The following is a 25645-nucleotide window of genomic DNA, read 5'->3' on the forward strand; positions in this document are numbered from 1 at the left end:
AGGCGCCCGCCCCGGCGGGCGCCTCCCGGCAGGGAAAGCTGCAGAGAGGGAGAGAGATATGAGACAACATACCCGCAATGCCATTTGTTTTGCCGTGCTGGCGGTCCTGCTGGTAATCCTGTTCTATTGGAACATCAATACCGGTTCGGTCCATCTGAGCCTGGAGCGGATCTGGGAACTGCTGCGCTGGGGCAACGATGGCTCGATGGAGGGAAACATCCTGTGGAAGATCCGGCTGTCCCGTCTGCTGGGGGCGGCATTGCTGGGCGGGGCGCTGTCCATCGCCGGATTTCTGCTCCAGACCTTTTTCAAAAACCCGATTGCCGGGCCGTTTGTGCTGGGCATCTCCTCCGGGTCCCGGTTGTTTGTGGGATTTTTCCTGCTGGCGGCCATTCCCATCTCGGCGGGCGCCTTCTCGCCGTACGTCATCTTTCTGGCGGCCTTTGTGGGGGCGCTGGCGGTCATGTTTCTGGTGCTGCTGGTGGCCGGACGGGTACAGAATCTGGCCATGCTGCTGGTGATCGGCATGATGATCGGCTACATCTGCGATGCGGGCACCGATTTTATGATCACCTTTGCGGAAAGCCACCAGCTGCAGAACTTCACCGTCTGGACCATGGGCAGCTTTTCCGGCATGACCTGGGCCACTCTGGGGGCCTCAGCCCTCATCAGCATTCCCACGCTGTTTCTGGCCTTTTTCCTGTCCAAGCCCCTGGGGGCCTATCTGCTGGGGGAGAACTACGCCAAGAGCATGGGGGTCAACATCCGCGGATTCCGGATCGCCCTGGTGCTGCTGTCCAGCATTCTGTCGGCCTGCGTCACCGCCTTCGCCGGCCCCATCTCCTTTGTGGGCATTGCCGTGCCCCACATCACCCGCATGATTTTCCGCACATCCCAGCCCATTGTGCTCATTCCGGCCACCTTCCTGACCGGCAGCCTGTTCTGCCTGGTGAGTGACCTGATTGCCCGCACCGCCTTTGCCCCAACGGAGCTCACCATCAGTACCGTCACCTCGGTGCTGGGCGCCCCCGTTGTAATCTGGCTCATGATCAAACGCAGGAGGAACAGCTGATGTACTTTCAAACCCAAAACCTATCCGTCGGCTACCACCGCCGGCCGCTCATCGAGGAGATTGACATTGGAATCTGGCAGGGGGGCATTCTCTGCCTGATCGGGCCCAACGGCTCGGGCAAGTCCACCATTTTGCGCAGCATCACGCGGCATCTCGCCAAGCTGGGCGGCGTGGTCACCATCAGCGGAAAGGATCTGGACCGGATGAGCGACCGGGAGCTTGCCCGCCACGTGTCCGTGGTGCTCACCGACCGGGTGGAGCCGGAGCTCATGACCTGCTGGGAGGTGGTGGCCGCCGGCCGCTATCCCTATACCAATCACTTCGGCAAGCTCTCGCCGGAGGACGTCCGCATTGTGGAGGACTCCATGGAGCGGGTCAACGCTCTGGAGCTGCGGGAGCACCGGTTCACCGAGCTCAGCGACGGGCAGAAGCAGCGGGTGCTGCTGGCCCGGGCGCTCTGCCAGCAGCCGGAGGTGATCGTCCTGGACGAGCCCACCAGCTATCTGGACATCCGCCACAAGCTGGAACTACTGAACATTCTCCGGGAGATGACAGCCCGGCAGGGGCTGTCCGTCATTCTCTCCCTCCACGAGGTGGATCTTGCCACTAAGCTGGCCGACGTGGTGGTTCTGGTGAAGGACCGCGGCATTTTCCGCTGCGGCGCGCCGGAGGACGTGCTGGACGACAGCACCATCCAGCAGCTCTACGGCATCCACGACGGAGTGTTCCACCTGCTGACGGGCAGTCTGGAGCTCAGCGGCGCGTCCGGGGAGCCCCGGGTGTTTGTGGTCCCCGGCGAGGGCAAGGGAACGCTGTGCTTCCGGGCCCTGCAAAAGCGGGGACTGCCCTTCTCCACGGGCATTGTCCAGCGCTGTGACATCGACTATGCGGTGGCGGAGAGCCTGGCGGCCGCCCGGTACACTGCAGAGAGCTTTTCGCCGCCCGACCCGGAAATCGTACGGACTGCCGTCAGGGCAGCATGCAGTGCGGCCTGCGTGGTGGACAGCGGCACCGCCCTGGGAGACTACAACCGGGAGAACGTCCGGCTGCTGCAGGCGGCCGCGGCGGCGGGGGTGCCCATCCTCACCCTGCGGCAGGAGCCGCTGGAGGGACTGGCGGGCGTGCGGCGGTTTGACACGGTCCACGCGCTGACCGATGCGGCGGCCCGTCTGGCCACCGGGGGAAAGGAGGGAGCGGCGTGTCCCTCGTCTGGCGCTATCTCAGACGCTATGGGTGGTACTGCCTGACGGCGGTCCTGCTTGTGGTGGTGGAGGCAAACTGCGAGCTGCTGCTGCCCGCGCTGATGGCCCGCATGATTGATGAAGGCGTCCGGCTGGGCCGGCTGGACCGGATTCTGGAGCTGGGGCGGGAGATGGCGGGCGCGGCAGCGGTGGGCATTGTGTGCGTGCTGGTGCGCAACCTCTGCTCCGGCACGGCCTCCCAGCGGTTTGGCGCGGACCTCCGCCGGGGCCTGTTTGCCAAGTGCCTCCGGCTCACCGAGGGCGGCGTGGACAGCCTGGGCAGCGGCTCACTGGTGACTCGGATGTCCAGCGACTGTGACCAGCTCTCCAAGTCGGTGAACTCCGCCCTCCGCATCGGCATCAAGGCGCCGGTCCTGTGCATCGGCAGTGTGGTGTATGCCGTAGGGTTGGACGCGGGGCTGAGCTGGATTGTGGTGGTGGTGCTGGTGCTGGTGACGGCGCTGATCCTCTGGTATCTCTCTCAGAGCAGCCGGCGGTTCCGCCGGGTGCGGGCCGCCATGGACCGGGTGAACACGACGGTGCAGGATTTTCTGCGGGGCATTCGCCTGATCCGGGCGCTGGGCCGGGAGAGGGCCGAGACCCGCCGCTTCCAGGCCTGCAGCACCGAGCTGGAGCAGGCGGGTATCCATCTGCAGCTGATGTCGGCCTGGTTTGCCCCCCTGGTCACGCTCACGGTGTATCTAGGCACTGCGGCGGTGCTGTGGGCGGCGGGCGCGCAGGGGACGGCGGTGGGCACGGTGTCAGCGTTTGTCACCTACATGACCCAGATGCTCACCGCCCTGATGACGCTGGTGGACGTCTTCAAATTCCTCATCCGGGCTCAGACCTCCGCCCGGCGGGTGGAAGAGGTCTTTCAGCTGCCGGAGGAGCAGGACGCACCCCGCCCGGACTGCCCGGCGGCGGAGACGGAGCCGCTGCTGGAGCTGCGGCGGGTGTCCTTTGCCTATCCAAGCGGCAGCGGGCTCACCGCGCTGCGGGAGGTTTCCTTTTCCCTGTATCGGGGGGAGTGGCTGGCGGTAGTGGGCCCCACCGGCGCGGGCAAGAGCACGCTGGCCTGGCTCTGCGCCCGGCTGTACGAGCCCCAGGCGGGGGAGATCCGCCTGGAGGGCCGCCCGCTGGAGGCCCTTTCTCTGAGCGAGGTCCGTCGCCAGGTGACGGTGGCCACCCAGCAGAGCGCCCTGTTTTCCGGCACTGTCCAGGACAACCTGTCCATGGGTGACCGGCAGGCGGGGGAGGCGCGTCTTCTGGAGGCGGTCCGCACCGCCCGGGCGGCGGGTTTTGTCGCCTCGGCCGGCGGGCTGGACGCCCGGCTGGACCAGGGGGGCATCAACTTCTCCGGCGGACAGCGCCAGCGGCTTTCCCTGGCCCGGGCGCTGGTACGCAAGAGTGCGGTGCTGATTCTGGACGACTGCACCAGCGCGCTGGACGTCGGGACGGAGCGGGCGGTGCTGGACGGGATTGGAAAGCGGCGGGATCAGGCGGTGGTTCTGATTACGCAGCGGATGGACTCGGTCCGGCTGGCGGACCGCATCCTGGTTTTGGAGGAGGGACGGCAGGTGGGGCTGGGCACCCACCGGCAGCTCCTGGACACGTGTCCGGTCTATCGGGAGCTGTGGGCATCTCAGACGGAGGAGGTGGGGAAAGATGATGAGCCATAGCGACCCGGCCGGCGGCGCCGCGCTGCCGCCCCAGCGGCGCAGCCTGCAGCAGCGGTACAGCCCGTATGCCAAGGCGAAAAACGGCCGGGGCACGCTGCGCCGTCTGCTGGCCCTATATGCCCAGTGGAAGGGCTTGCTGCTGGTGGTCATCCTGCTCACCGTGCTCTCCACGCTGGCATCGCTGGCGGTGCCTTATCTACTGGGACTGGCGGTGGATTGCTTCCGGGCAGACGCGGTGGACCGAGCGACCCTTTCCGTGCTGCTGCTTCTGCTGGCGGCGGCTGCGGCGGTGCAGTGGATTGCCAACTGGGGCCGCCGCCGCTGGATGGAGATTCTCTCCCAGAAGATGGTGAACCGCATCCGGCAGGCGTGCTTTGCCAAATTGGGCCGGTTGCCGCTCACCTACTTTGACCGCCACCCCCACGGCGACACCATGAGCCGGCTGGTCAGCGACGCCGACAATGTCAGCACTGTGGCGGCGGAGTCCGTAACATACCTGTTTTCCAGCCTGCTGACTGTGGCCGGCGCATGTGTCATCATGGCTGTCCTAAGCCCACTGCTCACCTTGACCGCCCTGGCCACGGTGCCGGTCATCGCCCTGTGTACCCATCTGATTTCCAGGCAGAGCCGCAATTTTTACCGCCGGCAGGCCGATGAGCTGGGGGGACTGAGCGGCCTGGTGCAGGAGGCCCTTTCCAACGGCCGTACCATCAAGCTCTACCATCAGCAGGAGGAGATTCTGGAGCGATTTGACTGCATGAACCGGACGCTATGTGCCACCTCGGTCAAGGCACAGGTGTGCGCCGGCCTGCTCAGCCCTCTGGTGAATATGGTGAATTATCTAGGGTTCGCCCTGATTGCCTGTGTTGGAGGCGCCTTGGCTTTACGGGGTGCCGTGCGGGTCGGATTGGTGGTTAGTTTCCTGGGTTACTCCCGGCAGCTGGGCCGGCCGCTCAACAGCATTGCGGCCCTTTTTTCCAGCATCCAACAGGCGGTGGCGGGAGCTGAGCGCCTGTTTGACATTTTAGATGAAACCGAGATGCCGCAGGACGTCCCAGATGCAATTTCCCCTCGGAAGGTTCGGGGAGAGGTGGCCTTTGAGGATGTCTCCTTTTCCTATGAGCCGGGGAAGCCGGTTCTGGAGCATGTGTCCTTCCGGGTCAAGGCGGGAGAGGTGATTGCTTTTGTTGGGGAGACCGGTGCAGGCAAGAGCACGCTGATTCACCTTCTGACCCGGGCCTATGATCCCTCAGCTGGGACGATCCGGCTGGATGGGGTGCCGCTGGAGCAATACCGGCGAGAGGAACTGGGAAGTTGCTTTTCTGTGGTGCCCCAAGACACTGTGTTTTTCCAGGGAACCATATTGGACAACCTGCGGTATGCCCGGCCGGAAGCTTCGCGGGAAGATGTGATTTGTGCAGCAGAACTGGCCAATATCCATGGATTTATTCAGCGTCTCCCCAAGGGGTACGACACAGTGATTTCGGGAGCTGCAGAAGAGTTCAGCCAGGGACAGCGCCAGCTTCTTGCGATTGCACGGGCGCTGGTAAGTCAGGCCCCCATCCTAATTTTGGATGAAGCAACCAGTTGCGTGGATACCACTACTGAGCGGCGAATTCAGCAGGCAACCATGCGTCTATTGAAGGGACGAACTTGTTTCCTGATTGCTCACCGCCGCTCTACGATCCTTCATGCTGCTCGTGTTTATGTGGTGAGTGAACGAAAAATTATAAAAGCTGGTACATATGAAGGATTGGAGGAAGAGTAAAAATTATCGGAGCATAATACGATGATGTTGCGGCAATAGTTTGAGGAGTAGGGCATTGGCGACGTCATCACCTCATTATAGAATGTCAGAGATCATTTCGGGGAGGACGTCGACACAGAGGGTGTAACTGAAAACACTTCCAGGCCATTGTGTATATGGCACCTAATACACCGTTGGAGATGCAATCCGAATGGCAGGTTCTACTGAGGTGTTGGTGTAAATAGAAGATGTGACTTTATAGTTGGGCAACAGTGAGAGCACTGCCGATTGGCAATAAATAAACTGCATCTAGAGTGTGGAGCGCGATAAAATGGGGATATGCTTTATATTGACTTTCCAATAGAAGAATGCTATATATACTTATACAAAATAATATTTAGCCTTACGGTCGTCTTTTTACAAGACGGGTAACAGGGAAATCGGTGTGAATCCGATGCAGTCACCTCTGCTGTAACGTGGACGTGGAAGCAAAAATGCCATTGGTGGGCAATCCGCTGAGAAGGCGCTTCCACGGATGAAACGAAGTCAGAATATCTGCCGTAAAGCTGTGCTAGAACAATTTCTGGGATGAGGAAATGTTCCTTCTTTTTGTATACCCTTATTAGGGTACTATATTTGGAATTTGGAGCGTTTCCGACAGAGATTCGGAAACGCTCATTTTTTTGCCTGTAGTTCCCATTCTCCTAGTTTGCACCAGGGATATCTTTTAGAAAGGAGAGAAACCGTATGTTGAATCTGGAATTCGTATCCGTGGAATTTTCCACCGCCGTCGGCGCCGTGCGGCCAGTGGATGGTGTGTCTTTGACTGTAATGCCTGGCGAGCGCCATGTCATCGTCGGCGAGACCGGCAGTGGAAAGAGTGTGCTGCTTATGGGCATTCTGGGCCTCAGCGGTGGCCGGGTTACCGGCAGCATCCGTTGGAACGGGCAAGAACTGCTGGGTCTGACGCCCCAAGCTTGGAACCAGATCCGGGGCCGGGAGATTGCCTACATCCCCCAGGGCAACGCCAGCGGTTTAAACCCCTTGATGCGGATCGGCGACCAGATTGCCGAGCCCCTGCGAATCCATCTGGGCATGGGCCAAAAGGCGGCGGCGGAGCGCGCGGTGTCGGCGCTGGGGCGGCTGGACTTTGCCCGACCGGAGATCTGGGTCTCACGATACCCCCACCAGCTGAGCGGCGGCATGAAGCAGCGGGCCCTGGTGGCTATGGGCACCGGGGCCGGTGGACAGCTACTCCTGGCCGACGAGCCCACCAAGGGGCTGGACCCGGAGCGACGGGACGACGTCCGGGACCTCTTTGCCGACCTGTCCAGAGCCGGCGGACCGGCCCTGCTGTGCGTGACCCACGACCTGCGCTTTGCCCGGGACATCGCCACCCACATCCATGTCCTCTACGCTGGGCAGCTGCTGGAGAGCGGCCCAGCCGCGGCCTTTTTCTCCGGTCCCCTGCACCCCTACGCCCGGATGATGTTGGAGGCCCTGCCGGAGCACGGCTTCCGCTATCCCCGGGGCTTTGCCCCGTCCCACGAGGACTACGGCCGCCTGGGCTGTCGGTTTGCCGGACGATGTCCGCTGGCCCGGGACGTGTGCCGGCAGAAGGTTCCCGCCATGACGGCGGTGGGGGAGAGGAGGGTGCGGTGCCATGACACTGCTGCGGACCGAGCATCTGACTAAGACCTACGCCTCCGGCCTCTTCCGCCGGAACCGGACGCCGGCCCTCCGGGATGTGTCCATTTCCATCGGCCCCGGGGAGACCGTGGGCATCTACGGCAAGAGCGGCAGCGGCAAGACCACCCTGGCCAGTCTGGTGACGGGGATTCTCCCTGCCACCGGCGGGCGGATCTACTGGGAGGACCGGCCGGTGGCGGCCCCTTACCGGGGTGCCCTGCGCCGGGCCATTCAGATGGTGGATCAGCACCCAGAGGAGGCCTTCGATCCCCGGTGGAGCCTGGAAAAGAGCCTGATGGAGCCCTACCGGGTCCACCGCTTGCCCTTCGACCGGGACCGCTTCCGGGACCTGCTGGCCCAGGTGGGGCTCTACGAGGAGCATCTCCACCGGGACCTGGGGTCCCTGAGCGGCGGTGAGCTGCAGCGGGCGGCTCTGGCCCGGGCCCTGTCCATGGAACCGCTGCTGCTGCTGCTGGATGAGCCCACCAGCATGCTCGACGCCATCTCCCAGGCCCAGATCCTGCAGATTCTCAAGGATTACCAGGCCAACCACGGAACGGCGTACTTGCTCATCACCCACGACCTGGCTGTCATGCGCCACATGTGTACCCACTGCTATTTCCTGGCCGACGGATGCGTCACCGGAGAGGAGGAAGTCCATGGGAAATCGGAATCTGATCCGCCACTTCGCTGAGAAGCTGGCCCTGGCGGTGATGACCATCTTTGTGGTGGCCACCTTCAACTTCTTCCTGATCCGCTTCATGCCCGGCGACCCCCTGGAGCATCTGGTGGGGGAGGAGGACTACCTCTACCTGACCTCCGCTCACCCGGAGGTTCTGGAGGAGCTGGAGGTGGAATACGGCCTGGACGGCAATCTGTGGGAACAGTACACAAACTATCTGGGGCGGCTGCTCCACGGGGATCTGGGCCAGTCGTACCAAAACAAGGTGCCGGTGCTGACGCTGATCTTACAGCGGCTGGGCCGCACCTTCCGGCTGCTGCTGCCGGCCATCGCCCTGTCGGCTGTGGTTGGCATCTTTCTGGGAGCCGTGGCGGGCTGGCGGGCCGGAAGCCGGCTGGACCGGTGGATCTCCCGGCTGTCCCTGGTGGTCTACTCGGTGCCCGGCTACTGCCTGGGCATGCTGGGGCTCATGGTGTTCTGCTTCTGGCTGGGCGTGGCGCCCTCCGGTGGCATGGCCAGCGGCGGCCTCACCGGCGTGGCCTACTGGAAGGACGCCCTGTGGCACATGGCGCTGCCGGTGGGGGTCCTGACCGTCAGCAAGTCGGCTTATATACTCCAAATGATGCGCAGCAGCGTGGTGGAGGCCAAGGACGCCGACTATGCCCTGGTGGCCCGGACCAAAGGCCTGGGCGGCGGGCGGATTCTCTTCCGCCACGTGCTGCCCAATGCGGCCCTGCCCATGATTACGATCATCACCATGGAGGTGGGCTTCATCGTCTCCGGCTCCATGATGATTGAGCAGATCTTCAACTGGGACGGTATGGGCCTTTTGGTATATCGGGCCATCGGCGGCAACGACTATCCGGTTCTCCAGGGGAGCCTGCTGGTGCTGACCGTGTGCGTGGTGCTGGCAAACCTCCTCTCGGATGTGCTGTGCGCCCTGGTGGACCCCCGGATTCAGGATGGAATGTGGCATGAATAGACGACGGATTTTTCTGCGGGCCTGGCCCCTTCTTCTGCTGCTGGCCGTGGCGGTATTTGCTCCGGTGGTGGCGCCATGGGACCCTTGGGAGATGACGGTGCCGTTCCTGCCGCCGTCGGCGGAACACTGGCTCGGCACCAACGACCTGGGCCAGGACATCTTCAGTGAGCTAGTATTCGGCGCCCGGACCTCCCTGCTGGTGGGGTTCACAGCATCCCTGGTCATCACCGTGTTCGGCAGCTTCCTCGGCGCCTGCGCCGGGTACTTTGGCGGTTGGGTGGATCGGGTGAGCATGGTGTTCATCAACGTGGCCCTGACCATCCCGTCCCTGCCTCTGGTCATCGTGCTCTCGGCCTTTTTAAGCCGTAGCGTGTGGAACATCATCCTGTGCATCTGCCTGACTGGATGGGTGGGTACGGCGCGTCTGGTCCGCACCCAGACCCTCCGGCTCCGGGAGCTGGGCTTCATTCGCAACTGTAAAACCATGGGCTGCGGCCCCTTCTACATCCTTATCCGGCACCTGCTTCCCAACCTGCGGGCGATCATTCTGACCAAGGGCCTTCTGTCCGTGGCCTCGGCCATGCTCACCGAGACCAGCGTCAGCTATCTGGGCCTAGGCCCTATGACCAGCAAGAGCTGGGGTACCACTCTCAGCGACGCCTTCCGGGTGGGCGGCATCTTCAACGGATACTGGTGGTGGTACATTCCCCCCATTGTCCTCATCAGTCTGACCATCTTCTGCTTCCTGTCCCTTCGGGGGCTGGACCAAAAAGCGGGATGAAATGATCAACGTTTTGAAAGGAGAAAATGAGAATGAAACAAGCAAAACGGATTCTGGCACTGCTGCTGTGCCTGGTGGCCCTGCTGTCCCTGGGTGCCTGCGGCAGCGCCCCGGCGGAGGACGCTGCGCCGGACGGGGACCAGACCACCGCCCAGGATGCCGGCGGCGGCGACGTGGAACTTCTCAACGTCGGCAGCATCTACCAGTTTGACGTGGAGAGCCCCTACTGCGAGCTCATCAAGTACCTGAGCTACGACGGCTTCCTCTACAGCAACCTGGTGCGCTACGGAGAAAACAACGAGGTGGTGCCCTGCCTGTGCGAGCGCTACGAGATTGCTGAGGACGGCACCTCCGTTACCTTCTACTTCCAGGACGGCATCAAGTGGCACGACGGCACGCCTCTGACCATGGAGGACATCGAGTTCTCCTTAAACCTGTGGCTCGATGTCCTCAAGCCCTCGGTGGCATTGCGGTACATGAAGAGTGTGGAGGTCCTGGACGATACCAGTATTCGCGTCAACATGCAGAGCTCCTGCGCCTACGTATTCCTGCGCCACATGATCATGTCCAGCGCCGGCTGCGTCATCTATCCCAAGCACATCTGGGAGAACGTGGAGGACCTGAAGTCCTTCACCGGCCCCGAGGCCATGGTCGGCTGCGGCCCCTACGTCTTTGACTCCTACGATGACGAGGCCAAGATCGCCTACTTCAACCGCTATGAGGACTATCACGAGGGTGCGCCCACCATCAAGCGCATCGCCTTCCACCTGTACGAGAGTCCCGAGAGCCTGGTCATGGCCTTCAAGAACGGCGAAATCGACTGCATGTTCCAGTACGCCGCCGGCCTGTCCGGCAACTACGTCCCCGCCATCCAGGCATTGGATTACCTGGACGTGGGCGAGGAAGTGAACCTGGGCGGCCCCATTCTCGAATTCAACTTCCAGGACAGCCTCATGAGCGACCTGGACATCCGCAACGCCGTGTACTACGCCCTAGACTATGATCTGCTGGCAGCCACCGACGGCGGCGACTACTGTGTCCCCGGCACCAAGGGCGTCATCTCCCCGGGCAACATCGGTTACGCCGATGACCTACCCACCAACCAGCGGAATACCGACGAGGCCAACCGGATTCTCGATGAGGCCGGCTACGTGGACATCGACGGCGACGGTCTCCGGGAGAACAAGGACGGCTCGCCCATGCGCATCATGGTCAGCCCCGCTTACAATGCCTCCAAAGGCGTTCTGTACCAGCGGCTGGCCCAGGTGGTGGTACAGAACCTCCAGGATGTGGGCCTGGACGCCTACCTGGATGAGGACGTGTCCAACTCCGACGCCTGGCAGGCCCGGTGGCGCGGCAACAAGGACTTCCAGATTGCCATCACCTCCTGCTCCCAGGGCGTCGCCATCATCGACACCGTCAACCAGGGCCTGGTGGAAAAGGCCGGCTCCGACGGCACGTTGACCTGGAACGGCACCAACAACAACCACGAGTATGTGGAACTCTTCTCCCGGATCATCGACTCCAAGAACCCCGAGGAGTACGCCGCCGCCGCCTACGACAGCCAGCACTACCTGGCCGACAACATGGTGGCTATTTCCCTGGGCGTCGAGAGCATGTTCTATCCCTACAACACCCAAGACTTCACAAACTGGTCCTTCCGCAGCGGTAACGGCGCCTTCTCTTACGACACCTGGTTCACCCTGCAGAGTAAATAATCAACAGGACATCAGAGTAGCCGCCAAGGCACTGGACGATTTAAAAGTGGCTTATCGCAAAATGTCAATCCGGGACAACTTTTAGATGACAAATTTTCAGAAGAATCAAATTTTTGACAGGTCCTTTACTACCTGGAGATACGGCAAATAGGGTACAAAAGCATCTGAATTGCATATATTTCCCGGATATTTGTATTAAAGAGGAAGACAACATTCAGATTGAGCGAATATGTCCCCAGTTCTAAGTATCTAAAAAAGATGGAGATTCATACTCACCTGAGGAAGCTAAAAAATGCATTGACAAAGAACTTAGAACATAACACTTGATTTTTACTTTTCAATTACACCACATTAATAGAATCTGATATGGTGAACAAAGGAGGGACGATTACAGATGGTAAGCAGGCCGTTCGTTTTGTGCTGATTGGATTCAATAGGATATCCAGACGTCGAAGCCCTGATACGGGGAGAATGTGCCCGCTGTATCCCCGGAACGGTAGATGCTGAAACGGCCAGGAACATCCTGTGCCGCCACTTTGTACAGACGCAGGACGGCGGTCGGCGGGCAATAGTTCGGTATCACAGCGGTGTGGTGTGATGGACACCGACTGGGCGGCAGTGGGGATGAGTGCCGCCGGTCTGACAGCAGCAAACGGGCGGGCATAGCCATTGCGCTATGCCCGCCCGTTTGCTCGGCGGGACGGATGATGGTGGGGCTAGATAAGCAGTCCGGGCCGGACAAACCGGTTTGCACCGGGTTTGTGGGGAGGTCCCTTTTATGAGATATCCTATCCCGCCCAGGGAGTGTACAGACAGTAGGCCGGGCAGAGTTCACCCATATAAATCCACACATTTTCTCCCATTTCGATGGGCTCCGGGAAAACCAGATTGGGAATCATCAGTTTCAGGGTGGTACGCTTACACCCCTTGATGTTTTCCCCGTCTGGGGTGGGCGCTTTGCGGAAGTTTTCCACCCGCTGGGCTAAATCGGAGATGCCCAGTTCCCTGGACAGTCGGGGAATCACCTCGTCCTTTACGACATATACCACATGATCGGGATTTTCAAACCAAGCTCGGTTCATCATAGCGATTGCCTCCTACTCTTGATGTTGCAAGCAGCGGAGCTGCTGTCAGTCAGTCTTTTGTACCAGCTTCTTGATCTCGTCGTACTTGCCCGTGATATAGCCATAGCTCTCCCGGTGATGGGGGATGGAGCAGCCGCTGCAGTCCTTGAGGCCGCCGGCGGTATAACTGAAGTTTCCTCCGCATTTGTCTCCTAACGCATACAGCGGGCAGTAGCAGAACAGACAGTTGAAGTTCTCCGGATCATCGGTGAGGTGGCAGGGAAAGTATTCGCATTTGCTGTGGGAAAAGAACTGAAAGTGCTTTGCAGATGTCGATGTTTCCATATCTGGTCTCCCTTCGTTTTTTGATTGGTATATAGTCCGTGTGGTGTTCTGACCGGCGGTAAACGCAAAAAAGGAGGTGCCGGGCGGCGCCTCCTTTTGACAAAAACACGCTGACCTCAATAAGAAGGCCAGCGAGCAGATCAACATGCACAACGGAGGACACGCCCGCTGTTTTCGCCTGCATCCTGCCATGGTGCAAGTCTCCTGACTTACGTTATGAGAGCGTAGCTCTCTGCGTCCATTTCCTACCTTCTCACAGGGACTGACCCCTGCAATGGCGGACTTTCGTCCAGGCGGCCTAAGCCGCTTCGGAATGGCCTCACGTACACAGTGCCGGTCGCGCGGGACTTGGATATCCCATTCGTTTTAGCCGCCGCCTGATCCTGGTGAGAGGATCGTTGCAGCAAACGGCCACACCATGCAATAGATACAGTGATATGAAATTTTCAAACCGGCAGCAGACGCCGGGCGAGGGAACGGGAACAAATTTAAATATAGCACATATGGCCGGTGTAGGTTGTCAAATGCTGCCGGTCCGCCGGCCGGTCTTTTTCTGCTTCCGTCTCTTACGGTGGAACCCCCTTGCTACAGGCATGGAGAAGGGCGTCCATCCCAGCTGAAGGAGGGCGCTGTGCAGGGAGCCAAAGACTGCATTGAGCTCTATGCGAAGGGCGGGAACCAACTCCTCCCGGTTGGGCGGTCTACCCAGCTTGAGACAGGTCTGCTCCAGCTTTTCCAGAAGCTCCGCCTGCTGCGGATGATTTCCAGCCGCCGCCTGTTGCCACCGGTATCGTGGTGTACTGGCGCTGCTGAAATTGGACACTGCCGTGGAAAGTTCTTCAGACATTGAGGCCCGCCTTTCTTGATTATGCTGAATCGGGAACATCATATGCCGCACAAATATACAGGGGCAAAAATAAAAAGCCTGCTTTCCGGGGAAAGCAAGCTGCTAAAACTGTCCACTATCTACGGACGGTTTCAGACAGGACACTTTCTGCGGAAGATACCTATCCATCTACCAATCAAGCAGGTTTCCTGGCTTGCGGATCATAGCGCGCCGCGCCTTCTCACCGTGCAGTGACTGCATGGCAATGGCACTTGCGGTTTGCTCCCCGTTTACAGTGACCGGATCGCTCGGGATTTTCACCCGATTCCCTTTTACCCTGATCTTCATCAGGCACTTGAAAGAGTATTCAGTTGTCTTATTAAAATCATTTTACGGTATCTGTCAATCTCCTGTCAATAGGAAAGAGAATATTACTTGATTCCAATTATATGAAGAAAAGCAAGGCAGCCGCTGAAGTTTTTCGCTCGCTCTGCGGCTGCCTGTATGTTAGCTTTAGGTACAGCGGGAGGTATACGCAGCATCCACAAGTTGTTTGGTATACTCTGTATTTGGTGAGAAGATTATTTCTTCCGGCGTTCCGACTTCCACAATGCGCCCTTCCTGCATGACCAAAATCCGGTCACAGAAGGATTGCACAAGGGCTAGATTGTGGCAGATAAACAGAAATGACAGCCTGCGCGCTGTTTTAAGTTGGGTCAGAAGAGACATGATCTGCTGCTGTATAGTGACATCCAGTGCGCTGGTAGCCTCGTCGCAGATCAGAAGGCCGGGTTCCACTGCCAGGGCGCGGGCAATGGCAGCCCGCTGGCACTGCCCGCCACTGATTTCATGGGGATACCGCTCCGAAAACTCCTTGGGCAGACCGCACTGCTCCAGCAGGGAGGAAACCTGTACCACCCGATCCGCTTTGGGGATTCCACAGTTTGCAAGGCTCTCTCCGATCCCATATCCAATGGTCTTTCGAGGGTCAAAAGAGCTCATAGGCGATTGAAACACCATCTGCATTTGCCGGTAAGCTTCACGCAATTCTTTTCCCTTTGCATTGGTGATATCCTGTCCGCATAGATGAATGGAACCAGACGTTGGGTCTGTCAGGCGGCAAATCAGTTTTGCCAGAGTGCTCTTGCCACTGCCTGACTCCCCCACAATGCCCAGGATCTCTCCCTCATACAACCGAAAACTCATATGATCGACAGCGGTGAGAGCCGCCTTCCCATTCACAGAAAATGTCTTGGTCAGGTCATTGACCTCTAAAATAGGTTCCATCTATGCCCTCCGGAGTTTTGGTACTGCGTCCAGCAATTCCTGTGTATAAGGGTCTTGAGGCGCCTGCAGCACTTGTTGTATCGGTCCATATTCCATCACATGCCCGTCTTTTAAAACCAGCACCGTATCCGCCATGGCAGATACCACACCAATGTCATGGGTAACGAGCATAATAGCTGTGCCGAATATACCGCGGAGATGCAGCATCTCCTGAACGACCTGTTTCTGCACCGCTACATCCAATGCGCTGGTAGGCTCATCCGCCAGCAACACAGACGGTTCCATCAGCATGGAAATGGCAATGCCTGCCCGCTGGTTCATTCCTCCGGACAGTTCAAAGGGATAGCTGTCCCAGATCCGTTGCCCATTTCTGAATTGGAGTTTTTCAAATAGGGACAATGCTTTTTCTTTTGCCTTCTCACGGGTAATCGTCTCGTGAGCAATCATACTCTCATAGATTTGGTCCCCGATGGTACGGATAGGGCAGAGAGATGCGCCGGCATCCTGAAAAATCATGCCGATTTCGGCCCCGCGAATTTTCCGCATTTCTTTTTCCTTTAAGTCCGGCAGATCTCTGCCCTGGAACCAGATGTCGCCGCGGGTGACCAAGCCGCCATTGCCCAGCAGCCCCATAGCCGTTTTCAGAAGGGTGCTCTTGCCGCTGCCTGATTCCCCCACAATACCCAGGATCTCTCCCGAATGCAGGGTAAAGCTTACGTCATGTGTCACCGGCAGGCCGTTGAAGCTGACCTCCACAGACTGGTAGGTAAGCAGTTCTTCCATATGGTATGCCCCCCATCTCCTCCGGTCACGCGGTGGGTTTCAGATCCACTGTAATCTCATAGAAATCGCAGGGATGGGCCACCAGACCGGTGACATCAGACTGGGAAATCATGCTCATCTTCAGGTGAGAGCAAAAGATAAAGGCGTTGTCGTCCAGCAGAGTCTGCTGCATTTCTACCGCCAACTCGCCCCTGCGATCCGTGTCAAAGGTCATTGACAGTTCCGCTGCCAATGCTTCCAGCTTGTCACTATGGTAGTGCCCGTTGTTGACGGCGGAACTGTCCAGGCAGTGGGTAGTGAAGAAATAGGCAGGATCGCCGGTAGGGGCAGTCACCATGGCGCTGGCATATACGTCCCAAGCGGTGGGATCCACGCGGATGCTGTTATGATCCGCAGTACAGTTGATGACCACCTCGATGCCGATATCCTTTAGTGTTGCCTGAACGGACTCGGCCAGCAGAGGTAGTTCCTGGCGGCTGGGATAGGTGAGCCAGCGAATGGTCAATTTCTGCCCATCCTTCTCTCGGTAACCATCTCCGTCGGTATCCACCCAGCCGGCTGCCTCCAAAACGGATCTTGCGCCATCAGGATCATATTCTTTTGCGGTTACCGCATCGCCCCCAAAGGTAAAGTTATCGGGGTAAACTCCCACGGCCGGGTAGCCATTGCCGTCCAGAAGATCGGTTACGAACCGCTCTTTGTCGATACCCATGGCAATGGCCTGGCGGACAGCGGGATCCTGAATAATCTCACTCTCAAAATTCATGTGGGCAAAAAAGGCCCGGCTGGTGGCGCAGCTGGAGAAGGTATAATCCTCGCTCTCAAACAGAGGGTAGCTGGCGTAAGGCATACCATAAGCACCATCAATTTCCCCGGACTGGAGGGCCATAGTCAAGGTGTCGCCGTCGGAAATGGTCAGCACAGTAATCTCGTCAAAGCCGGGCGTCCCGTTCCAGTAGTTCTCATTTTTCACCAGGTTCAATTCCTCGCCGGAGATGAGAGACGTCGCGATATAGGGCCCTGTGGCCGCCACAATGCCGTCTTCGGTAATGCCCGCCTCCATGTCGATGATGCAGCCGTAGGGGTCGCTGAGGTAATTGAGAAGGGTGGGGTTGGGCTCCGAGGTTTTGATGGTAACCGTCATCCCATCAGCAGTAATTGTGTCGATCATCAGATCGCCCTTGGCTCGGTCATGGACTTCTACCAGGTGCTCCAGGCACTCTTTCACTGCCTGGCCATCCAAGGCTCGTCCGCTGGTGAAGGTGACGCCCTCCCGCAGGGTGATTTTCCATGTCAGTTCGTCTACCAATTCATAGTCGGTAGCCAGCCAGGGCTCAATTTCCATCGCGTCGGAGTAGTGAAACAGGGTCTCACCAATCCCGTAGCGGATACAGGCCTACCCGGAATAGGTGTTGTGGGGATTAACATCCGGCTCCTCATTTTCTGGGTTAAATGTGGTATCTCCAAATACAAATCTGGTTTTAGCACCTTCTCCAGTTTCCTCACCACCATTCGAAGTACAGCCGGACAGGAAACTGACACTCAGACATACTGCCAGCAGCAGTATCAACGATCTTTTCCATCTTCTCATCAAATTCTCTCCTTTTCGCTCTTATCTGTGACTGTTGCGGAGATCTAGATAGTCCCGGACCGTATCGCCTAGTAGGTTAAAAATTACAACAGCTATAAAAATTGCAATTCCCGGGCCGATGATGACCCAAGGGTAAGTCTGAAGCATACTGCGCCCGCCGCTCATCATATTGCCCAGTTCAGCTGTGGGCGGCTGAGCCCCCAGACCCAAAAATGACAATCCAGCCAGTTCCATCATCATGGTTCCAATGTCCAGCATAGCGGTGACCAAGATGGGACCCATACTGTTGGGCAGAATATGCCGGAAGATCTGCTGCGCACCTGTGCAGCCCGCCAGCTGAGATGCCGCGATGTAGTCGGTATTTTTTAGAGCCAGGGTCTGGCTGCGGGCAATTCTGGCATATTTGGGCCAGCTGATGACGGCCAGGGCAATGACGGCGTTCTGTAATCCGCCGTTGAGCAGCGCGGCAATGGCCAGAGCGAATACCAGCCCCGGAAAGGCCAGGCACACATCCGAAACGCGCATCATCAGAGAATCCATTACACCGCCCAGATGGCCGCAGAGCACGCCCACTGTCGTGCCCACCACAGTGATAATGGCCACCAAAGACAGCGTAGACAGAATACTGGTTTGAAGGCCGACCAAAATGCGGGAGAAAAGATCGCGGCCATATCGGTCGGTACCGCCCGGATGCTCCAGGCTTGGGGGCTCCAGGCTTCCAAAAATCTGAGCGTCCGGATCATATGGGCATATCTGTCTCGCGAAAATCACCACCAGCATAAGCAGCAGTGCTAAAAGAAGGAACACAAACAGCCGTCTCTTTACATTGTTTTTTCGTATTTTGGGTTTCCGTACAGAGATTTTGCCGGCACTCATGCTTCCACCCCTCCCAAACGAATCCTGGGATCCAGCACCCGATAGGAGAGGTCTGTGATCAGATTAACACATACATAGATGATTGCCATCCACATGACATAGGCCTGAATCATCGGATAGTCCCGCATATTAATGGAATCAACGGCCAGTTTTCCTACGCCATCCCACATAAAAATGGATTCCACAATGGCGGTTCCCCCCAGGAGGCTTCCAATGGACAGGGTCAATAGGGTAATAATTGTAACAAGGCAAGCCCTCAGCACGCTTTTTATAAGTGTACTGCGAAACCGGATCCCTCTGGCCCTGGCACCTATTACATAATCTTTGCTCAATTCATCCAGAACCGTGGCCCTTACCTGGCGGAGATATTTCGCGGACATGGCGATGGCAAGGGTAAGGGCCGGAAGCACTGCGCTTTGAAAGCTGAGTTCTCGTGAAATAACGGGCAACAATTCCAAGCGGATTGCAAAAAAATACATCAGCAGCAGTGCAACAAAGAAATTTGGCATACTGTTTCCGAGAAAGCTGCAAAAACGAATCAGATAATCCGTCAATCGGTTTTGCTTTACCGCGGCCAAAATGCCCAGGGGGATGGAGATTACCACGGTAAGACCGATAGAAACCACGGTAAGCAGCAGCGTGGCAGGAAGTTTTGACAGAAAGGTCGAGAAAACATCTTTATTGGAGATGTAACTTGTCCCCATGTCTCCCCGCAGAAGGTCCGTCAGCCATACAAAATATTGGGTCAAAAAAGGCTTGTCCAATCCCAGCTCCGCCCTTGCCGCGTCTATCACTTCCTGAGAGGCAACCATACCTGTGTTTTCCATCTTTTGCAGCACTGCATCGCTGCCTGCCAGGCGCATCATGGCAAATGAAAGAAAGGTAATAATCAGAAGGATGGGAATGAGCTGCAAAAGCCGCTTTATCACATACCGTCTCATGACGCATTTGCCCCGATGCCAATAGGTTTTTCCGCAGAAATTAAAAACATGGGGGTAGAGGCGTTGTTGACCCACTCATCCTGTGTCCATACCTGTTTCCATACCTCCGGATCTGCGGAGGCCTCCATGCCGAACCCTGCCAGCGTCTCCAGATCCCAGGCGGGGCGGATATGTAAAGAAAGTGGAGCCTGGCGGGCAATCGCCTCCATCGCCGTCACATCCGTTCCTGCTGTGTCATCTTCAGCTCCGGTGAGGCGCACATTTTCCCGGTCGGTCTGGTGCTGCGCCTTGGCCCGGTCATCATAGAGATAGCGATACCAGTTTGCATCAAAGTTCAGTAGCAGGCCGCCCAGTTTCAAAACTCTGCTCCATTGCTCATAAGCTTTGTGCGGCGCATGCAGATTCCAGGTCAGATTACGGGATACCACCACATCAAAACTATTGTCTGGAAAAGTAAGTTCCTCTGCATTCATCGCGAGAAAATTAATTTGCTCTGCCAAATTTCCTGCATTTTTCCGGGCCTGATCCAGCATGGCAGGCGTATAATCCACTGCCGTCACCTGGTAGCCCAGCAATGTCAGCACAATAGCAAAAAAGCCCGGTCCTGTTCCAACATCCAGCACACGGATGCTTTCCCGCAGCCGATTGGGAAAATGCTCCTGAATACGACTGTCCAGGGCATGGCTCCACACTCGGCGCTGTCCGGTACGCAGCTCCTCCTGATTGACACTGGAGTATCCAGGCGCTCGCTTGGTCCAGTATGCGATGTTTTGACCGGCATACGGTATTGTATTTTTCATATTCTATCATCCTCCGTTATGCAATGGCAGAAATAGTAAAGATCGGGGTTGGATTATAGAATTCATCTGCCTGTCCGTAAACCCGCTTCCAAATACTCTGATCCACCTGTATGTTGTGAAAACCGGCTCTTTTTAAAAGCATGATGTCCCATTGGGGACGGGGCTGCTGAGTTGGGCGGAGGATGTCCTTCATGCTCTCGTACTCCAGCATCAGTTTTGCGCCGATTCCCTGATGGGCATGGTTAGGGGGCAGAACATCCGGGACCTTTTCCCGGCAGTAATCCCCATCGAAATTGATCAGTACTCCGCCAAGCTTGAGCAGTGTATGCCATCGAGCGTAAGCCGCCTCCAAATGGGGCAGGGTCCAGGTCAGATTCCGAGTGACAATGGCGTCGAAGCTCCGAGGGGCAAACGCCGGCTCTTCTGCATCCATAACCAAGAAGTCTGCGGGAAGGGAAAGACAGGCAGCTGTGGCTTTTGCTGCGGTGATCATATCTGGCGTCAGATCAATTCCTGTAACCTGGTGCCCCTTTTCTGCCAGTAGGCAGGCGAGAAACCCCGTTCCAGTACCCACATCCAGGATCTTCAGAGTGCCGCTGGTGGGGAGATACCGCTCCAATTCCAACCGCCACAGGCGGCTTTTTTCACTGGCCAGCTCCCTGCGCCGAAGGGAGGAAAAACCTTCCACCCGCTGGGACCAGTAATTGGTGATTTGTCTTTTTAGCTTCATCATGAGGAACCTCACAATTCCGTTTATTTGCCTGTCGGCTTAAATTGCTGGATACAAAAAGTCCGCTGTTTGTACGAGAAGTGTACAAATACAGCGGACTTCAATCCGTTTTCGATTACTTCAGCAATCATTACACACAGGCTTAACCCGAACATAATAACAGATGCCCGGGAAATCAAACAGAGCGGCGGACTTCTGCCCGCCGTGCAGCACTTCAATGCCGCACATACAAAGGCTGTGCCTTTGCCTGTCTCTTGCGAACGCGCCGCGCCCGGTTGTTTTATTTTAGCAATAAACGGCAGCGCATGGAAGCCCCCCTGGGGGATATTGACGGGATTTTTTAAATGATTAGCGTCCTTGACAATTTTCGCTGTTTTCCATACAATAAGCTTGACAAAAGATGGAGGCAGTTTTATGAGCAACTCTGAGCACCCTCATATCCACCCCGAAATGGAAGGAAAAGAACATTCCTACACCCACCTACATCCCCATACACAGACCAAGGTAGTACTGAATCGCCTGGCGTGAGCCATTGGACATCTTCAAACAGTAAAGAATATGGTAGAACGTGGTGACGACTGCTCCGATGTTCTCATTCAGCTGGCAGCGGTGCGTTCTGCCCTGAACAGCACAGGAAAGATTATTCTAAAAGATCACATCGCCCACTGTCTGGTAGATGCTGTTGAAACCGGGGATATGAAAACCGTGGAGCAGTTAAATCAAGCGATAGATCAGTTTATGAGGTAGAGCGTGTGCCTGCTTTGTTCAGAGTAAGAGATATGTTGGGCCCGCGCTGTGATTGGAGCGAAATGTGGGGAATCCTGCCAGAAATGACAGGGTTCCTTTTTGATAAGCAGCAGGTTCAGATAACGGAACATCTGTGGCGCTATTTCTGCACAGCGCAGCGGATTTTTCCTTCCGATCTTCTGGAGCTGCTGTTATAATGAACTACTACAACGCGGCTTGGAGGATAACATGGAGCGAGAATTTGAAATGCTGAACGGTGACAGCCTGACCTGTACGGCCCAGGCCGCTGTTTTCCATTTCTCCGGTCCCCGTGCGGTTTTGTCCACGGCGGCCAACGGAGGCGGCTTACGCTATGATCTCACTTCCGCGTTCAACTACTGCGACTGCGGCAAGACCGGGGTCTGTCGGCCGATGCTGGGCAGGAACATGCTGGAACACCAAATCGCGGTGGCGGAGCAATTGGGGCTGGATCCGGCGCATACCACCGGCTTAGATACTGCCGCCAACTTGGACAATATGGTGCTGGTCACCAAAAACTGGGGAGATCTGTGGCTCACGGCGGCGGTCTCGGGCGGAGCGGACGTCAATGCGCTCTGTGCCGGCGATCCAGCGCCGCTTTGGGAGACCGCCGGTGAGCCCTGTCCTGTTCCCAGCGGTACCATCAACATCTTTCTGATTACAGGCCAGTCTCTGGTGCCTGGCGCCATGGCGGAGCTGATGCTCACTGCCACCGAAGCCAAGACAGCGGTGCTGCGGGATCTCATGCTGGGCAGCAGTGTTTCGGAGTTGCTTGCCACAGGCACCGGTACAGACGGCATGGTCATCATCTGCGATGCAGATAGGGACCCCCCTGCTGAACGCCGGAAAGCACTTTAAACTGGGTGAGTTGGCTGCCCTTGCAGTGAGAGATGCCACGTCTCAGGCGCTGTTTCGGCAGACTGGATGCTGCCCCCAGGAGCAGCATTCCGTGCTGAAGAGGCTAAAGCGGTTTGGGATCACAGCGGTTAGCCTGTGGGAACAATGTGCCGCGGCCTGCCCGGTACCGTGGGCGAACTTTTCTCATACTCTGGAGAAGATTGACCGGGACTCCTTCCTGGTAGGGGCGGTGGCGCTCTATGTGCATCTGGCCGATGAATACCGCGCCGGCTTGTTGACCCAAGGCGAAGCGGACGACTGGACATGCCACCTGCTGGAGGAGATAAGGCGGCATTATACCTGCGATGTACCCGTTGCCAGAGAACTTCCGCTTATCCAGCGGCTTGCACGATTTCTGAGCGGGCTGTTGGCAGAGCACCTGGATGAGCAGGGGCAACTGTATCAGGGGAAATCCCGGTAGAGCGGAAGTTCCGGGCGTTTTGTGAAGAAAACCGCTGTGGGCGCTGTTCGGCGAGTGGGGTATGAGGACTTTGCCGCGGGGTATAACGGCTGCCAGCTTTGCACCCCATGCAAACGGGTGAAGCATGAGCCGTGCCCCTTCCCGGAGCAGAGGATCAGCTGTATTTCCGCCCATTGCATTGACGTTGCCGCGATCTCTCAGAAGTGCGGCCTGGAATTTGCCTAGGAGGCCGGTCGGCTGTCCACCTTCGGTATGATTACCTATTGTCATTTCCAATTCTCTGTATGGTGCGCTGGCGTTCCAATTGAAGTGAACCCTTTTAGCCCAGTGATAACCACATTATTTTGGCTGAACGCGCAGTGGATGATGAGCAGGTTTCCGCTCTCATCTCTGCCACCTACGATTCCCACGTGTTCATCACCGGGATAGAATACCAGATCACCTGGCTGGGCCTCATTCCAAGAGATGGGGGTACAGTAGGTGTGCTGCATGTGAGCGCCGCCGCCGTGGCCTATGACGTACTCTCCATCAGTGACATTGTAAAATACCCAATCGACGAATCCACTGCAATCTAACCCGTAGGGCAGATAGGTTCCGGTAGTCGAGCTGCCGTCTGCCCATACCTTGGTGAGCTGTCCCCAGCGGGAGTCCCAGCCAATCACCAGGGACTTCCCGCCCCAGAAGTAGTTGACCTTGCCTACCAGCCTGCAGGCGGTCTCCACCACAGCCCGGCGCTCCGGGTCCAGGTCAGCGGGCAGGTCAGCCAGCAGCTTTTTGGCTGTGGCGTCAGAGATCGTGAGATCCCCTGCCAAAGCAGTCAGTAGGCTGGAGTTTGCCAGCAGTTCATCCAGAGCCTTATTCTGCCCCTCGGTGAAAGAATAAAATACCCGCATATCATCCGGCGTCCTGGCGGTGATCGTCACAGTGAGTATTTGCTCTGTCCAGGCCGGAGTGTCTCCGGAGGCGGGATGCTCCACCTCTCTGGAGGAGGAGGCAAGTTTTGTCATGTCCCAGAAGACTGTGCGCAAGGCCTCCACATTGGCCGCATCCAATATCGCCACGGTCGTTCCATCAGCAGTGCCCGCCGTTTTGACGGCAAACACCGCTAAGATATCAGACCAGGGGGGTGGCTGCCCCTGGATCTCCAGCGTGTCATATCCACCCTCCGCCTGCATACTGGAGATCTTCTCTCCCAATTCGCCGTTGATCTGTGCCACTGCCTGGGCGGGAGAGACGGCTCCGGTCATTTCATCAGGCCCGGCAAAAAAGATGCCCAGCGGTGAGGCGAGGATGATGCCGCACAGACAGATGACAACCACCACCGCGATTACCACCCCACCGCCTGCCGTGGCCGCGGCGGCCAGAGCCTTAGCTGCCGCGATCACGGCGCGGAGCGCGCGGTTTGCCGCCTGTGCGGCCTGTCTGGCGGTCAAACGGGCCGCCTTTGCGGCCTTTTGGGTTCGTGCCAGCCTGGCTCCCGCCTCTGCTGCACGGCGGGCCTGTCGGGCCGGAAACGCTCTTACAGGCGGTTTCCCACCCGGCTTTCCAATTCCAGACGTTTTGCGAATGGGATGGCCAGCCGATTTGACCGGCACGCCTCGTTCTTTTACTGCCGTCTTTGCGGTGCTGCCCATAGCCTGCCTGGAGGTTTCAACGTGAGGCCGGGGCTGCACATGAGAACCATCTGTCTGCCCAGACACCTGATATAGATGCTTGCGGGCCTCTATACCTTGTGGCCGTTTTCCCGAGGGAGAATCTGCCGAGGGACCGTCCTCTCTTGCGGGCAAGCGCCGCTCCAGTATCCCGCTGCGGAGAAGGGTGCCCTGGCGCTCCCGCACAAAGGACGATTTTCTCTGCTGCAAGGCGCTTGGCGGTGTGGCAGGCGCGGGGTCGGCTTGCATCTTCAGATAGGCGTCCTTGGTCTTGATATTTCTCTTTGGAGGCGTTTGGAGTGCAGACTGCGGCTGGGGGCGGCTTCTGCCCGCACTCTGCGCCCGGAGCGGATCTCCCGCTTCCTTTTTGCGAAGGCGGTCCTTTGGAGGCAGAATACTGTCATCTCTTGGCTTTGCGGCTTCCGGAGTATCATGACTGCCAGGGTATCTGTCCGGGCCTGCATCCGGGGTGTGCTTTGCACCTTTCTTTCGTTTTCCCAGCAGACGCTCGGCCAGCTGCTCCGCCCGTTTGACACCGCTCACCTCGGCATCGCCCAGCTGGTCACCGCCGAAGTTATCCCGTTGGCCGTGTTGGGCCGTGTCCCGCAGCTGGCTCCGCAGGCGTTCTGTGCCATCGTCCAGCCCCCGCCGGATCAATTCCTTCGGTGCGGACTTGACCCGTTCTTTCAAAGTGTGCTGCACCTGGGGTTTCTCTTTGATTTTATCGATATATCTCACCTCGATCCAGGAGGGAGGGGCCTTGGCCCCTCCCTGGTTTTATTACGCGGCCAAGTCAGAGGGCTTGGTGGTCATCAGTTTATAGAGCTGCGTATGACGAGGGAAATTGTCCATGAAGGGCACAATGGCGCTGCCGCACTTGATGAGACCCCGTCCAAAGTCCACATTGGTGATGTAGGAGAGCTGGTTGTCGGAGATGTTCAGCAGCCGGGCCAGCTCCAGCCGGTCGGTGCTGGCCTGGTTGAGCATGACCAGGAACTCGCTGTTGGCCAGCATGGTCCGGGCCGTGTGGGACTCGAGCAGATCGTAGGGTAGGGTAAAGGCGCCTTGCCACCGCT

General features: G+C 57.8%; 26 protein-coding genes, 1 pseudogene and 2 riboswitches. Of the genes and pseudogenes, 13 read left to right on the forward strand and 14 right to left on the reverse strand.

Annotated elements, in window-relative coordinates; genetic code table 11:
- The first annotated feature begins 58 nt into the window (after nucleotides 1-58).
- The 9 genes from HMPREF0372_RS00515 to HMPREF0372_RS00555 all read left to right on the forward strand — a co-directional run bounded on the left by HMPREF0372_RS00515 (nucleotide 59) and on the right by HMPREF0372_RS00555 (nucleotide 11591).
- Entirely contained in the window at nucleotides 59-1072 is a 1014-nt protein-coding gene (locus tag HMPREF0372_RS00515; protein ID WP_039996377.1) for a FecCD family ABC transporter permease, read from the forward strand.
- A complete protein-coding gene (locus HMPREF0372_RS00520) occupies nucleotides 1072-2319 on the forward strand; it encodes an ABC transporter ATP-binding protein (RefSeq protein ID WP_007488000.1) in 1248 nt (415 codons plus the stop codon). Before HMPREF0372_RS00515 ends, HMPREF0372_RS00520 begins: the two co-directional genes overlap by 1 nt.
- The gene (locus tag HMPREF0372_RS00525) at nucleotides 2271-3992 is read left to right on the forward strand and encodes an ABC transporter ATP-binding protein (protein ID WP_039996379.1); all 1722 of its coding nucleotides are present in this window, start codon (nucleotides 2271-2273) and stop codon (nucleotides 3990-3992) included. The genes HMPREF0372_RS00520 and HMPREF0372_RS00525 overlap by 49 nt, the downstream gene beginning before the upstream one ends.
- Nucleotides 3979-5760, forward strand: coding sequence for an ABC transporter ATP-binding protein (locus tag HMPREF0372_RS00530; protein WP_007488004.1), 1782 nt, complete (start codon nucleotides 3979-3981; stop codon nucleotides 5758-5760). Before HMPREF0372_RS00525 ends, HMPREF0372_RS00530 begins: the two co-directional genes overlap by 14 nt.
- 368 nt (nucleotides 5761-6128) lie before the next feature.
- Nucleotides 6129-6316, forward strand: a riboswitch (cobalamin riboswitch).
- A 170-nt stretch (nucleotides 6317-6486) separates the two neighbouring features.
- Nucleotides 6487-7434, forward strand: a complete 948-nt coding sequence (locus HMPREF0372_RS00535) for an ABC transporter ATP-binding protein (RefSeq protein ID WP_007488006.1) — start codon at nucleotides 6487-6489, stop codon at nucleotides 7432-7434.
- On the forward strand, nucleotides 7403-8122 hold the full coding sequence (locus tag HMPREF0372_RS00540) for an ABC transporter ATP-binding protein (protein ID WP_007488008.1): 720 nt from the start codon (nucleotides 7403-7405) through the stop codon (nucleotides 8120-8122). The genes HMPREF0372_RS00535 and HMPREF0372_RS00540 overlap by 32 nt, the downstream gene beginning before the upstream one ends.
- Nucleotides 8088-9092 carry an ABC transporter permease gene (locus tag HMPREF0372_RS00545; protein WP_155116937.1) on the forward strand — a complete coding sequence of 335 codons (1005 nt, stop codon included), beginning with the start codon at nucleotides 8088-8090 and terminating at the stop codon, nucleotides 9090-9092. The genes HMPREF0372_RS00540 and HMPREF0372_RS00545 overlap by 35 nt, the downstream gene beginning before the upstream one ends.
- Complete coding sequence (locus HMPREF0372_RS00550; protein WP_007488011.1) at nucleotides 9085-9873, forward strand: ABC transporter permease; 789 nt, start codon at nucleotides 9085-9087, stop codon at nucleotides 9871-9873. Before HMPREF0372_RS00545 ends, HMPREF0372_RS00550 begins: the two co-directional genes overlap by 8 nt.
- Before the next feature lie 32 nt (nucleotides 9874-9905).
- Nucleotides 9906-11591 carry an ABC transporter substrate-binding protein gene (locus HMPREF0372_RS00555; protein WP_155116939.1) on the forward strand — a complete coding sequence of 562 codons (1686 nt, stop codon included), beginning with the start codon at nucleotides 9906-9908 and terminating at the stop codon, nucleotides 11589-11591.
- Nucleotides 11592-12379: 788 nt separating this feature from the next.
- Here the strand turns inward: HMPREF0372_RS00555 and HMPREF0372_RS00560 are convergent.
- The 12 genes from HMPREF0372_RS00560 to HMPREF0372_RS19525 form a co-directional block, all read right to left on the reverse strand.
- Nucleotides 12380-12676: a hypothetical protein gene (locus tag HMPREF0372_RS00560; protein ID WP_007488015.1), complete on the reverse strand. Its 297-nt coding sequence runs from the start codon at nucleotides 12674-12676 to the stop codon at nucleotides 12380-12382.
- Between the two features lie 45 nt (nucleotides 12677-12721).
- The gene (locus HMPREF0372_RS00565; protein ID WP_039996380.1) at nucleotides 12722-13000 is read right to left on the reverse strand and encodes a cysteine-rich small domain-containing protein; all 279 of its coding nucleotides are present in this window, start codon (nucleotides 12998-13000) and stop codon (nucleotides 12722-12724) included.
- A gap of 520 nt (nucleotides 13001-13520) precedes the next feature.
- Nucleotides 13521-13847 (reverse strand): hypothetical protein, encoded by a 327-nt coding sequence (locus HMPREF0372_RS00570; RefSeq protein WP_039996382.1) that lies wholly within the window; start codon nucleotides 13845-13847, stop codon nucleotides 13521-13523.
- A 161-nt stretch (nucleotides 13848-14008) separates the two neighbouring features.
- Nucleotides 14009-14200, reverse strand: a riboswitch (cobalamin riboswitch).
- 139 nt (nucleotides 14201-14339) lie between these two features.
- A complete protein-coding gene (locus HMPREF0372_RS00575) occupies nucleotides 14340-15113 on the reverse strand; it encodes an ABC transporter ATP-binding protein (RefSeq protein WP_007488018.1) in 774 nt (257 codons plus the stop codon).
- Nucleotides 15114-15896 (reverse strand): ABC transporter ATP-binding protein, encoded by a 783-nt coding sequence (locus tag HMPREF0372_RS00580; protein WP_007488020.1) that lies wholly within the window; start codon nucleotides 15894-15896, stop codon nucleotides 15114-15116.
- Nucleotides 15897-15921: 25 nt separating this feature from the next.
- Entirely contained in the window at nucleotides 15922-17241 is a 1320-nt protein-coding gene (locus HMPREF0372_RS00585; RefSeq protein ID WP_007488022.1) for an ABC transporter substrate-binding protein, read from the reverse strand.
- A gap of 51 nt (nucleotides 17242-17292) precedes the next feature.
- Nucleotides 17293-17487 carry a hypothetical protein gene (locus HMPREF0372_RS21160; RefSeq protein WP_007488023.1) on the reverse strand — a complete coding sequence of 65 codons (195 nt, stop codon included), beginning with the start codon at nucleotides 17485-17487 and terminating at the stop codon, nucleotides 17293-17295.
- A gap of 21 nt (nucleotides 17488-17508) precedes the next feature.
- Nucleotides 17509-18363: an ABC transporter permease gene (locus HMPREF0372_RS00590; RefSeq protein WP_007488024.1), complete on the reverse strand. Its 855-nt coding sequence runs from the start codon at nucleotides 18361-18363 to the stop codon at nucleotides 17509-17511.
- Entirely contained in the window at nucleotides 18360-19292 is a 933-nt protein-coding gene (gene nikB / locus HMPREF0372_RS00595; protein ID WP_338029190.1) for a nickel ABC transporter permease, read from the reverse strand. The genes HMPREF0372_RS00590 and nikB overlap by 4 nt, the downstream gene beginning before the upstream one ends.
- Nucleotides 19293-19300: 8 nt before the next feature.
- Nucleotides 19301-20104, reverse strand: a complete 804-nt coding sequence (locus HMPREF0372_RS00600) for a class I SAM-dependent methyltransferase (RefSeq protein ID WP_007488026.1) — start codon at nucleotides 20102-20104, stop codon at nucleotides 19301-19303.
- A gap of 16 nt (nucleotides 20105-20120) precedes the next feature.
- Nucleotides 20121-20837: a class I SAM-dependent methyltransferase gene (locus tag HMPREF0372_RS00605; protein ID WP_007488027.1), complete on the reverse strand. Its 717-nt coding sequence runs from the start codon at nucleotides 20835-20837 to the stop codon at nucleotides 20121-20123.
- Nucleotides 20838-20857: 20 nt separating this feature from the next.
- Nucleotides 20858-21256, reverse strand: coding sequence for a hypothetical protein (locus HMPREF0372_RS19525; protein WP_155116940.1), 399 nt, complete (start codon nucleotides 21254-21256; stop codon nucleotides 20858-20860).
- 109 nt (nucleotides 21257-21365) lie between these two features.
- Here HMPREF0372_RS19525 and HMPREF0372_RS21165 point away from each other — a divergent pair, with 109 nt between their 5' ends.
- The 4 genes from HMPREF0372_RS21165 (at nucleotide 21366) to HMPREF0372_RS21255 (ending at nucleotide 23142) form a co-directional block, all read left to right on the forward strand.
- The gene (locus tag HMPREF0372_RS21165) at nucleotides 21366-21581 is read left to right on the forward strand and encodes a metal-sensing transcriptional repressor (protein ID WP_330700776.1); all 216 of its coding nucleotides are present in this window, start codon (nucleotides 21366-21368) and stop codon (nucleotides 21579-21581) included.
- A 228-nt stretch (nucleotides 21582-21809) separates the two neighbouring features.
- Nucleotides 21810-22457 (forward strand): adenosylcobinamide amidohydrolase, encoded by a 648-nt coding sequence (locus HMPREF0372_RS00615; protein ID WP_007488033.1) that lies wholly within the window; start codon nucleotides 21810-21812, stop codon nucleotides 22455-22457.
- Nucleotides 22458-22548: 91 nt separating this feature from the next.
- Nucleotides 22549-22917: a hypothetical protein gene (locus HMPREF0372_RS00620; RefSeq protein ID WP_039996387.1), complete on the forward strand. Its 369-nt coding sequence runs from the start codon at nucleotides 22549-22551 to the stop codon at nucleotides 22915-22917.
- A 54-nt stretch (nucleotides 22918-22971) separates the two neighbouring features.
- Entirely contained in the window at nucleotides 22972-23142 is a 171-nt protein-coding gene (locus tag HMPREF0372_RS21255; protein WP_414016150.1) for a DUF2284 domain-containing protein, read from the forward strand.
- A 41-nt stretch (nucleotides 23143-23183) separates the two neighbouring features.
- Here the strand turns inward: HMPREF0372_RS21255 and HMPREF0372_RS20415 are convergent, their stop codons facing one another.
- Together HMPREF0372_RS20415 and HMPREF0372_RS00630 are read right to left on the reverse strand one after the other, a co-directional pair.
- Nucleotides 23184-24350 carry a C40 family peptidase gene (locus tag HMPREF0372_RS20415; RefSeq protein ID WP_230979245.1) on the reverse strand — a complete coding sequence of 389 codons (1167 nt, stop codon included), beginning with the start codon at nucleotides 24348-24350 and terminating at the stop codon, nucleotides 23184-23186.
- A 999-nt stretch (nucleotides 24351-25349) separates the two neighbouring features.
- A pseudogene (locus HMPREF0372_RS00630) lies at nucleotides 25350-25645 on the reverse strand (hypothetical protein); the annotation flags it as partial.

It is taken from the genome of Flavonifractor plautii ATCC 29863, from assembly GCF_000239295.1.
GTDB lineage: Bacteria > Bacillota > Clostridia > Oscillospirales > Oscillospiraceae > Flavonifractor > Flavonifractor plautii.